This window comes from Enterovibrio norvegicus DSM 15893 (genome assembly GCF_900115495.1).
GTDB lineage: Bacteria > Pseudomonadota > Gammaproteobacteria > Enterobacterales > Vibrionaceae > Enterovibrio > Enterovibrio norvegicus.
Map to the genome: position 1 here is coordinate 82,775 of NZ_FOWR01000010.1, position 9,952 is coordinate 92,726.

General features: G+C 49.2%; 11 protein-coding genes and 1 tRNA gene. 9 read left to right on the plus strand and 3 right to left on the minus strand.

All coding sequences use genetic code 11. The annotated features are described in order from the left end of the window. Positions 1–39 precede the first annotated feature (39 nt). The 6 genes from BM082_RS08260 to BM082_RS08290 all read left to right on the plus strand — a co-directional run bounded on the left by BM082_RS08260 (position 40) and on the right by BM082_RS08290 (position 4,108). Positions 40–690: an NADPH-dependent FMN reductase gene (locus BM082_RS08260; protein ID WP_017010426.1), complete on the plus strand. Its 651-nt coding sequence runs from the start codon at positions 40–42 to the stop codon at positions 688–690. Between the two features lie 230 nt (positions 691–920). Further along, positions 921–1,652, plus strand: a complete 732-nt coding sequence (locus BM082_RS08270; protein ID WP_017010428.1) for a helix-turn-helix transcriptional regulator — start codon at positions 921–923, stop codon at positions 1,650–1,652. A gap of 124 nt (positions 1,653–1,776) precedes the next feature. Further along, positions 1,777–2,199 (plus strand): hypothetical protein, encoded by a 423-nt coding sequence (locus BM082_RS08275; RefSeq protein ID WP_017010429.1) that lies wholly within the window; start codon positions 1,777–1,779, stop codon positions 2,197–2,199. A gap of 38 nt (positions 2,200–2,237) precedes the next feature. Beyond that, on the plus strand, positions 2,238–2,690 hold the full coding sequence (locus tag BM082_RS08280) for a GNAT family N-acetyltransferase (protein WP_017010430.1): 453 nt from the start codon (positions 2,238–2,240) through the stop codon (positions 2,688–2,690). 90 nt (positions 2,691–2,780) lie between these two features. After that, positions 2,781–3,467 (plus strand): 7-cyano-7-deazaguanine synthase QueC, encoded by a 687-nt coding sequence (queC, locus tag BM082_RS08285; protein ID WP_017016744.1) that lies wholly within the window; start codon positions 2,781–2,783, stop codon positions 3,465–3,467. Between the two features lie 119 nt (positions 3,468–3,586). After that, positions 3,587–4,108 carry a peptide-methionine (S)-S-oxide reductase gene (locus tag BM082_RS08290; protein WP_074926542.1) on the plus strand — a complete coding sequence of 174 codons (522 nt, stop codon included), beginning with the start codon at positions 3,587–3,589 and terminating at the stop codon, positions 4,106–4,108. Between the two features lie 64 nt (positions 4,109–4,172). Here BM082_RS08290 and BM082_RS08295 read toward each other — a convergent pair whose 3' ends face one another. After that, positions 4,173–4,490, minus strand: coding sequence for a DUF1244 domain-containing protein (locus BM082_RS08295; protein WP_074926545.1), 318 nt, complete (start codon positions 4,488–4,490; stop codon positions 4,173–4,175). A gap of 198 nt (positions 4,491–4,688) precedes the next feature. Between BM082_RS08295 and BM082_RS08300 the strand changes: the two genes are divergently transcribed. After that, positions 4,689–4,973: a type II toxin-antitoxin system TacA family antitoxin gene (locus BM082_RS08300; protein WP_017012711.1), complete on the plus strand. Its 285-nt coding sequence runs from the start codon at positions 4,689–4,691 to the stop codon at positions 4,971–4,973. Further along, positions 4,970–5,248, plus strand: a complete 279-nt coding sequence (locus BM082_RS08305; protein ID WP_074926548.1) for a type II toxin-antitoxin system RelE/ParE family toxin — start codon at positions 4,970–4,972, stop codon at positions 5,246–5,248. The genes BM082_RS08300 and BM082_RS08305 overlap by 4 nt, the downstream gene beginning before the upstream one ends. A 163-nt stretch (positions 5,249–5,411) precedes the next feature. Here the strand turns inward: BM082_RS08305 and BM082_RS08310 are convergent, their stop codons facing one another. Then, positions 5,412–8,531, minus strand: coding sequence for a multidrug efflux RND transporter permease subunit (locus tag BM082_RS08310; RefSeq protein WP_017011942.1), 3,120 nt, complete (start codon positions 8,529–8,531; stop codon positions 5,412–5,414). Then, entirely contained in the window at positions 8,532–9,614 is a 1,083-nt protein-coding gene (locus tag BM082_RS08315; protein ID WP_026024730.1) for an efflux RND transporter periplasmic adaptor subunit, read from the minus strand. It abuts the gene before it with no gap. Positions 9,615–9,859: 245 nt separating this feature from the next. On the opposite strand from BM082_RS08315, the gene BM082_RS08320 reads away from it, so the two are divergent. Further along, positions 9,860–9,944, plus strand: a tRNA-Tyr gene (locus BM082_RS08320). Positions 9,945–9,952: the final 8 nt, after the last annotated feature.

Consider the following 9,952-nt stretch of genomic DNA (forward strand, 5'->3'; position numbering starts at 1 on the left):
TGTACGAGCGGACAGGTGGTTATTTATCAGGTACACACTATGATGGGCGTCATTCTTTTCCCTGACATGTGCTGTGACGTGAAAAAAATACTAGCCATTTCTGCGAGTAGTCACGAACTATCCATCAATCGAAGCCTGCTAGAGGTCGCGACATCAGACATTAAAGGGATTGCCGTCGATTCTCTGGATATGCGCTACGTTTTGTTGCCTTTCTACAACGAAGACAATCAACGTGTATTGGGTTTTCCTGATCGCCTCTCGGGGATCAAAAGCACTATTCGCGACTATGATGGCTATATTATTGCCACCCCTGAACATAACGGTCTCATGCCCGCCGCATTCAAAAACTTACTCGATTGGCTTGCATGTGCCTGTAAGAATGAAGTCGCGCTTTTCGGCAATAAGCCCGTTTTGATCATGAGCACATCTCGCAATAAAAGCGGTGGCGCTACAAACCTTAGCATCATGGAAAAAATCCTCCCCTTGCAAGGCGCAAAGGTCGTCGGTTCGTATAGCTTGGGAAGCTTTTATGACGCCTTCAAAGATGGGAAGCTGAATATCAGCGAACAAGTAAAATTAGACACCGAGCTATCGCGTTTTTTACGCGATGTGTCTCCCCATGCCACATCGGGAGTGCGGCCTCAATCCTTCAGTCAACAGCCGGTTTTTGAATTCAAAAATCTGATTTAAAACGACGACTGTTTTCTGTTGCTCCGCCCGTTTATCTTTTATAAACAATCACCACAAGCTCGGCTTGACTAGCAACGAGTACGCCCCCATCAAACCAACATCGTTGCAATTGATAATTATTGCATAACAAATTGATAAGTAACTCAAAAACAAACCATTCCGCAAAACGGCAGGTCAACGAAAAAGGATATGCTGGGACCTCACTCGCTTTTAAATGGTCGGTTGTAAGCATGGATGCGAACAAGAAAACCTTATTGCAACTGATGGACATTTCTCAGCTCTGTATTACCTCTAACAGCGACAATGACAACACGCATCAAGTTCTAGATAGTCTACAGAACGTAATCCCTTATTCTTCCGCCATGCTTTCGCTCGATCATCGTGAAGCTTTCTCTCTTACATCGAGTACACAAGTATTGAGAAAGAATACGCCATTGAGCTGGGTGGAGGCCTATCAGCACCTCGAGTACTGGCGCGTCGATCCGGTTCTTAAACGCATTCAACACGTTAACCATGCGGTGTCTTGGCGTGATTGCGAACCCCTTTCGCAGTGCGATAATTTCAGTAATGGCTACAAAAAGCATTTAGGGCGAGATGGTTTATCTATTCAGGTCGCTGGCGACTGCGGCCTCACCATTATTTCGCTGGCACTCGACGCTGAAAAGCAATCAACACATTTTACCCCTCATTTGGAATACCTTGCGCCGCACATCCACGAGATGTTTAACCGCTTAGGTAACTTCAATCGTCAAACCGCTTCCGCGCCAAAGCTCACCAAAAGAGAGAAAGAAGTGCTCGCATGGGCCAAAGAAGGAAAAAGTAACTGGGAGATTGCCGCGATTCTTACCTTGTCCGAACGCACAGTGAAGTTTCATTTCTCTCATGTCTTTCGAAAGCTCAATGTGGTTAATCGCCCACAAGCCGTTGCGAAAGCCATCAGTCTAGGCATCATCAAACTCTAAAGCGTTTCTCGACACACCTCTCACGCAGAACATGCCATCAGCACATTTCATGGGTCGCCCCATGTTATATTTCTCAATCATTTCAATTTGATACTGTCTTCATTTTTAGCTTGGGACTCTCCTAATGAAAAAGTACCTTATCGCCGCCAGCGCCGCTTTTTTCTTCATGATGATGGTTGAAGACATGTTCGGCTCCGACAGAGCCCCACTCAATACGCCGTTACCCGTTACTGCACCTTTCAGCGTATCAAACCAGTTTGATGGCGAATGGGAAGGAAAACGCACGGATATCAGTGGCGATAATATCTGCCTGCAAACCCGCATTATTGGGACAATTAAAGAAGGGAAAGTGTCGCTTCGCCTCATGTACAACAACACCTATTTAGAAGGCTTTGTCAGTGACACAGGCGAACTGGCTTTGTACGCCGATAGCCAGAAATGGGGATACCGTTTCACAGGCACAGCAAATGACGATCGCATCGACGGTGATTGGAAAGTCACTAACGCGGTCTGCAACGGAACATGGCAGTTAGAAAAAACATCGTAACGAAAAGACGGACCCTGCAGTCAAGGAGGACATACAAGATGAACATCATTCAAGCAACAACCCGTGATATCCCCGCCATTGCCAACCTGTTTAACCAATATCGTGTGTTTTATGGCAAACCTGACGATATCGAACTGGCCACACGCTTTATTCAAGAGCGCCTCTCTAACAACGAATCGGTTGTGTTTATCGCCAGAAACGAACGCGGTGACGCCGTGGGTTTCACCCAACTTTATCCGACCTTCTCGTCGGTGTCGGCACAGCGCAGTTGGGTGCTGAACGATGTGTTTGTTCTCGATGCCGAGCGAGGTAAAGGCATGGGGAAAGCCCTATTAAACGCCGCCAAAACCCTCGCGATTGAAACCGGTGCAAATGGGCTCGCATTAGAAACTGCACCCGATAACATCGGCGCACAAAAACTCTATGAATCGCTGGGCTATGTGAAAGACACCACCTATTTCCACTACTTTTTGGATGTGTCTTCCAAATAAGGAAAAGCATCGCCCTGCATAGAGCTGCTTTCGCTTCTGCGTTACACTTCGCCCATAGAACGCATTTAGATATCAGTGAAAGGGTTACCCATGAAAAAAGCGGTTGTTGTCTTTAGTGGCGGGCAGGATTCAACCACGTGTCTGATCCAAGCATTGTCTGAGTTTGACGAAGTGCATTGTATTACCTTTGATTATGGTCAGCGCCATAAGCAAGAAATCGAAGTGGCTGCAGATGTCGCGAAAGCACTCGGCGCAACCTCGCACAAGGTGATGGATGTCAGCTTGCTCAATGAACTGGCGATCAGTTCACTGACGCGCGACAACATTCCTGTCTCTCATGAGTTACAGGAAAACGGCTTACCGAACTCCTTCGTGCCTGGGCGCAATATTTTGTTCCTGACACTATCAGGCATTTACGCGTATCAATTGGGTGCAGAAACCGTGATTACGGGCGTGTGCGAAACCGATTTTTCGGGCTACCCAGATTGTCGCAATGATTTCGTGCAAGCAATGAACAAAGCCCTGGTACTCGGCATGGATCGCGAGCTAGAGCTGCGTACCCCTTTGATGTGGCTCAACAAAGCAGAAACGTGGGCGCTGGCAGATACATTCGGTAAGCTTGAGTATGTTCGCGATAACACCCTCACTTGCTACAACGGCGTAATTGGAAGCGGCTGTGGTGATTGCCCTGCCTGTGACCTTCGCCAAAAAGGCCTAGACAGCTACATCAACGACAAAGATAACGTGATGGCGTCGCTAGACAGTAAACGTCATTAAGTCGATACACAGGTATTGGACACAGGTAAAAAGGCAGCTTGGCTGCCTTTTTTAGCATTTGATGAAATGCAAAGGTGAAAACCTCGGTTCTTCTCTTGTAGGCCTAACGAGGAGGAAACATGTACATTGCGGTAAGTGGCACCTGTTATTGGTGTATGGAAGCCGTGTTTAATGCGCTTAACGGCGTGTCAAACGTCGAACAAGGCTTTGTAAAATCTCATGATGGAAAGTACGTAGAAGCGGCGTTCTTTGCGTTCAATGAAAAGATCATTTCTCTGGAAGATATCGCTCGCGTGCACCTTTCCACGCATTCTTGCACCTCAAATCACAGCGCGAGAGAAAGATACCCAAGCGCCATGTACCCGCTCAGCAGTGATCAACATGCGGCAGTTATGAGCGCCATCGCGTTAGCCGCCAGAGATTATGATGCACCTGTCATCACGACAGCCAAACCGTTTGTGGCGTTTTACCCCAACCCATCAGCGGTGCAAAACTACTTTTGGCGTCAGCCTACCAAGCCGTTTTGTGGCTCGAAAATCCTGCCAAAGCTCAAAGCACTGGCGGTAACGTTTCCAAGGCTGATAAAACCCAGTGCAGTGCGCTACCTTCGAGAAACCATTCTCGAGGCGCAACACGCATAAAAAAAGCGCCGTTCGGCGCTTTTCTTTTATTCATTCGACGACATTTTCATGCATCGGTTAACGCTTATTTGCCTGCTTTGGCATCTTGACGCTTTTTAAACGCCGCCATCTGCTCGTCGGTCGCTGGAAGCTGATGATTGGCTTTCCAGTCTGCATAAGACATGCCGTAAACGCGCTCACGCGCGTCGTCATCACTCACGTCAATGCCACGTTGATCCGCTTCGGCTTTGTACCATTTGCCAAGGCAGTTACGGCAGAAATCCGCAAGGATCATCAGATCAATGTTCTGCACGTCTTTGTTGTTGTCGAGGTGCGACAAAAAACGGCGAAACGTGGCTGCATCGAGTTCATCCTGCTGTTGTTGCGTCAATTTGTCCGACATGGCTTTTATCCTTTAAATGCGTTTTTGAAAGCAAAACTGTTGTTATGGGTAAGAACATAACAATCAGGGCAAGGGAAGAAAAGGAAAATGCGAAAGTTGAAAGGTGGGTGAGATACGCGCTTCACTCACATCAAGCAGAGTTGATAGCAATGATCGCCAGTGCTAACATTTGTACACACATCGTATCAGGAGCCTAAAATGGATACTCGCATTCAATTTCGTGTCAATGAAGAGACCAAGCGCTTGGCACAGCAAATGGCTGAGAGCCAAGGCAGAACACTGAGTGATGCATGCCGCGAGCTGACGGAACAATTGGCAGAACAGCAACGAAAGGCCTTGTCTCATGACGCTTGGTTAACAGAACAAGTAAACCATGCTTTCGATAAACTCGACGCAAACGAGGCAGTTTTTATAGAACATGACACAGCCAAAACGCGGATGGCAGAACGAAAAGCAAAAATTCGTCAACGGGGTCGCCAATGATATTTTGGGAAGAAGAATCTCTTAACGATCGCGAAAAGATTTTCGAATTCCTTTATGACTTCAACCCCGATGCGGCCGAGAAAACCGACGAACTGATCGAGGAAAAGGTCGAAAACCTATTGGATCAGCCTTTAATGGGCGTTCAGCGAGACGGTATTCAGGGAAGGCTTCTCATCATTCCTGAGGTTTCGATGATCGTGTCCTATTGGATTGATGGCTCACACATCCGCGTCATGCGTGTGTTGCACCATAAGCAAAAATTTCCTTCGAATTAGAGATAACTCCCCCAACCGGTGCGTTACCGCAGACACAAAAAAGCCAGCATCTCTGCTGGCTTTTGATCTTTCTAGAGACTTGAATCTGCTTTTCCCAGGAACCTATGAGCTTGTTTTCCTAGGACCTTGTTTTCCTAGAACCTTGTTTTCCTAGGACCTGCTTTTAAAAATCCCCATGACTGGTGCGGTGCGGTTTGATCTGCTCAAGCTCTGCATTCAACTGCGCTTCAACGAAGCCCGGTGAATGGGTCTTCACAGACAGCAGACGGTACATCGCAGGGATAACGAACAGTGTTACCGCTGTTGCGAAGGTCATGCCCGCAAAAATAACCGTACCTACGGCAACACGGCTTTCATAGCCAGCACCTGTCGAGAAGATCAGCGGCAAGGCACCAATGATGGTGGTGAACGCGGTCATCATGATAGGACGAAGACGACGAACAGACGCATCGATAATGGCTTGCTCAAACGCTTCACCACGGTCACGCAACTGGTTGGCGAACTCAACAATCAAGATGCCATTCTTGGTCACCATACCGATCAACATGATCATGCCGATCTGCGAGTAAATGTTCAGACCTTGATCTGTCATCCACAAGCCCACGAAACCACCGAAGATCCCCATCGGCACGGTCAGCATGACCACCAAGGGGTTCACGAAGCTTTCGAACTGTGCAGCCAGCACCAAATACGCCACCAGCAAGGCCAAACCAAACACAATCAGAATGCTGCTTTGGTTGTCTTTAAAGTCTGCGGATTCCCCTGCATAGCTGATTGAGATATCCGCTGGCAGCAATTCAATGGCTTTCGCATCAAGCAGCGTTAGCGCATCACCCAAGGTGTAACCTGCACCCAAGTTCGCTTTCAGCGTGATGGCTTTTTGCTTGTTGAAGTGACGAAGGCTTTGCGAAGACGCGACCTCTTCCACTTCTGCCAAGGTATCCAAACTGACCAATTCGCCGGTGCGGGTACGCATGTAGATTTGGCTGATGTCGTCTTTGCTGTTGAAGCGCGATTCATCACCACGCAGGTAAACATCAAACTCTTCACCGCGATCGATAAAGGTGGTTTCAGTGCGGCCGCCTAACATCACTTCCATGGTGTTAGACACTTCATCCACACTGATCCCCAATTCAGCCGCACGCTGGCGGTCAATGTTCACCACCAACTCTGGCGTGGTTTCTGCGTAATCCAGATCCGCACCTTGCAAAATGGGCGAGGCTTTCGCTTCGTCCAACAGCACTTGCGCCCATTTGTTCAGCTCGTCGTAATCAGGGCCGCCCAACACGAATTGGACTGGCTCGCTCGAACCGCCACGGAAACCCGGCAAGAAAGCACGAACGAAGATATCTGGAATGCCACCCAATGCCTGACGCACTCGGCCTAGCACTTGTTCTGCGGATTGATCACGGTTGTCCCAATCTTCTAGCTGCATGATCACGAAGCCTGTTTGGTCTCCCGCCATGCCGCCAAATGCTGGGGCTTGTAAGCTGATCGACGTAAGAAGCCCTTCTTCGACCAATGGCAACAAGCGCTGTTCCACTTGCTCCATGTTGCCCACCATGCGGTTGTAGGCCGTGCCTTCTGCGCCTTTGACAAACGCCATCAACACACCGCGGTCTTCTTGCGGAACAAGCTGTGCGGGCAGTGCTTTCATCAAGAAGTAGCTCCCTCCCAAACAGGCTGCAATCACGATGGGTGCAACGAAACGGGCACGGAGAGCCAGGGTCAACGCATTGCGGTAACTGTTTTCAAATCGGCTGAAAAAGTTATCAACCATGATGTTGAATTTGCCGCGTTTCACGTTGGCTTTCAGGATTTTGCTACCCATTACAGGGGTCAGGGTCAGCGCGATCACGGATGAGAAAATCACCGCCATCGCCAACAACACTGCGAACTCAGTAAAGAGTTTGCCGATCATGCCATCCATGAAAGAAATCGGCAGGAACACCATGACCAGCACAGCGGTGGTTGCCACAACTGCAAAGCCCACTTCACGCGTGCCGTTGTAGGCTGCCACCAGCGGCGTGTCGCCTTTTTCAATATGGTGGAACATGTTCTCGACCACCACGATGGCGTCATCCACCACCAAACCAATAGCCAGAATCAGCGCCATCAAGGTCAGCAAGTTGATCGAAAAACCAAAGAAGTACGCGGTGATGAATGCCGACACCAAAGACACGGGCACAGTGATCGCTGGGATCAACGTTGCTCGCGCCTGACCAATAAAGATGTAGAGGATCAGAACCACCAGCGCACCAGTGACAAACAAGGTGCTGTAAACCTCGTCAATCGAACGCTCGATAAACACGGTTGAGTCGTAATCCACCCACAAGCTTGCGCCCGCAGGCAGGAACGGTTGGAACTCTTCCACCAGCGCTCGCACGCCGACGGCAACATCCAATGGGTTCGCATCGGATTGCGCCACAATGCCGAGGCTTAGGTTGTTGACGCCGTTGTTTTTATAGGTCGCATTTTCGTTCTGTGAACCGATATAAACATCTGCCACATCACGCAAGTAAATCGGACTGCCGTCTGACGCTGTTCGCACCACAAGGTATTCGAAATCTTCTGGTGATTGGTACAAGCGTTTTGTACGCACCGTCATCTTGGTGATGTCGTTACGGATTTCACCACCCGGACTTTCCAAGTTTTCACGACGCAAAGATGACGTAATGTCATCTGTCGTCACACCACGGCCTGCCATCAAGACAGGATCGAGACGCACGTACATGACTTTGTAAAGCGCACCATAAAGCTCAACGGAACTCACGCCCGTCAGCAGGCTGAATTTGTCTTCCAACACGCGCTGTGCGTATTCAGTGAGCTGTGTACGGTCCATTTCGGGTGAGGCAAGGTTGATGTAGATAGACGCTTCGCCTGAACCATTAGATTTAGACACAACCGGTTCATCGGCTTCATCAGGCAAACGACGCTGCGCACGGGCAACCGCGTCTCGTACATCACTCACGCCTTCGGTGAGATCCCAATCGATATCGAACTCAACGGTAATGCGAGACATGCCGTTGCGGCTCACAGAGGTGATTTCTTCAATCCCACTGATGCCAGACAGTTCATCTTCGAGCGCTTGGGTAATTTGGCTTTCCATGATGCTGGCTGACGCACCCGCATATCGGGTCATCACCGAGACGACAGGGCTATCAATATCTGGGTATTCACGCACGGCCAATTTTTCAAAAGACACAATACCGAACACACAGAGCAGCAAACTCAGAACAATCGCGACAACCGGTCGCTTAACGGAGACATCCGAGAGCCACATTTATTTGCCCTCGCCGCTTTCTGCGCTTTTCGCTGCGGTGAGATCATTCACTTTTGTGCCATCTCGCATGCTGACAAGGCCTTGCACAACAATGCGATCACCAAGTGCTAGACCATTTTCAACGGTGACTTTGTTATCGACGCGCGCGCCCAATTTCACTTCGGTACGCTTGGCAATGCCATCATCGCCGACAAGGTAAACAAAGCGCTTCGTGCCTGAATACTCGATGGCTTGAACAGGGATCACTGACGAAATCTGTGGCGCGAAATCCAACAAGGCTTCCATCATCATGCCAGGGCGCAGCAAGCCCGCTTGGTTATCGATGTTAATGCGAGCACGAAGGTTTAGCGTGTCATTGTTGACGCGCGAATCCACCGCGGTCAGTTGGCCGTTAAACACTTGGTCACGCCACGCCTTCGAACGTGCCGTGACCTTGATGTCTTTGTTCAGATCGCTGAAGTATTGCTCTGGCACATTGATGTCGAGTTGCATCAACGAAAGATCATCGAGGTTCAACAACGCTTCACCAGAAGAAACCAGCTGCCCACGAGTAATATCGACTAAGCCAACGGTGCCAGAAAATGGTGCTTTAATATGATGGTCGTTGAAGTCAGCGGTAGCAGCATCCAGACGGGCTTTCGCCACATCAACACTTGCCTGTTGCGCGTCCAACTCTGTTTTGGTTAACGCGCCGCGCTGAACCAGTTTGGAGTATTCGCGCAGTTTACGCAGTTCGTCTTTATGGAAGGCTTGCGCTTCGGCCAATGCCGCTTGTGATTTTGCGGTATCCAGTGTCAAAAGCGATGCGCCCTCTTCCACTTGTTCACCCGCATTGACGTAGATTGCTGAAATCTTTCCACCCACTTCCGGTGCAATTACCACAGAGTGTTCAGATTTGAGGTTACCAATCAAAGAAAGGCTGCGGGAAACCGGGTGGGCTTCCACTTGTGACGTCGCAACCGCAATCGCAGGACGTGACGGTTTTCCAGACGGTTGACCCGCCGCTTCGGAGTTTTTTTGCCAAACAAAGACGCTGGCAGCACCAATAACAACAAGGGCAGTGATAAGGGCTTTTGTTTTCATTTTATAAACCAAGAAGAACAACTCGCCATAGTCTACTCGATGCACCTTTTACGTGCGGTAAAGAAATGTAAATCCATGGAAGTTTTTGCTATCGACAGAATGTATTAACTTACGAGATTGGAAAGAAATTTGACCACTTCGCTCGCCTTTTCGTCATGGCGTTGAAAAAACCAGCAAACGCATCGTATTTTAGAGAAAATACTTTACAGCACGGACGTGTTTGATAATATGCGCCCCGCACTTGTGGTGGGATTCCCGAGTGGCCAAAGGGATCAGACTGTAAATCTGACGGCTCCGCCTTCGAAGGTTCGAATCCTTCTCCCACCACCATCATTCGC

What these genes read in the sequence shown, in the direction of transcription:
- BM082_RS08260 (WP_017010426.1), top strand. Translation starts at nt 40, where the DNA reads ATGATGGGCGTCATTCTTTTCCCTGACATGTGCTGTGACGTGAAAAAA.
- BM082_RS08270 (WP_017010428.1), top strand. Translation starts at nt 921, where the DNA reads ATGGATGCGAACAAGAAAACCTTATTGCAACTGATGGACATTTCTCAG.
- BM082_RS08275 (WP_017010429.1), top strand. Translation starts at nt 1,777, where the DNA reads ATGAAAAAGTACCTTATCGCCGCCAGCGCCGCTTTTTTCTTCATGATG.
- BM082_RS08280 (WP_017010430.1), top strand. Translation starts at nt 2,238, where the DNA reads ATGAACATCATTCAAGCAACAACCCGTGATATCCCCGCCATTGCCAAC.
- queC (WP_017016744.1), top strand. Translation starts at nt 2,781, where the DNA reads ATGAAAAAAGCGGTTGTTGTCTTTAGTGGCGGGCAGGATTCAACCACG.
- BM082_RS08290 (WP_074926542.1), top strand. Translation starts at nt 3,587, where the DNA reads ATGTACATTGCGGTAAGTGGCACCTGTTATTGGTGTATGGAAGCCGTG.
- BM082_RS08295 (WP_074926545.1), bottom strand. Translation starts at nt 4,490, where the DNA reads ATGTCGGACAAATTGACGCAACAACAGCAGGATGAACTCGATGCAGCC.
- BM082_RS08300 (WP_017012711.1), top strand. Translation starts at nt 4,689, where the DNA reads ATGGATACTCGCATTCAATTTCGTGTCAATGAAGAGACCAAGCGCTTG.
- BM082_RS08305 (WP_074926548.1), top strand. Translation starts at nt 4,970, where the DNA reads ATGATATTTTGGGAAGAAGAATCTCTTAACGATCGCGAAAAGATTTTC.
- BM082_RS08310 (WP_017011942.1), bottom strand. Translation starts at nt 8,531, where the DNA reads ATGTGGCTCTCGGATGTCTCCGTTAAGCGACCGGTTGTCGCGATTGTT.
- BM082_RS08315 (WP_026024730.1), bottom strand. Translation starts at nt 9,614, where the DNA reads ATGAAAACAAAAGCCCTTATCACTGCCCTTGTTGTTATTGGTGCTGCC.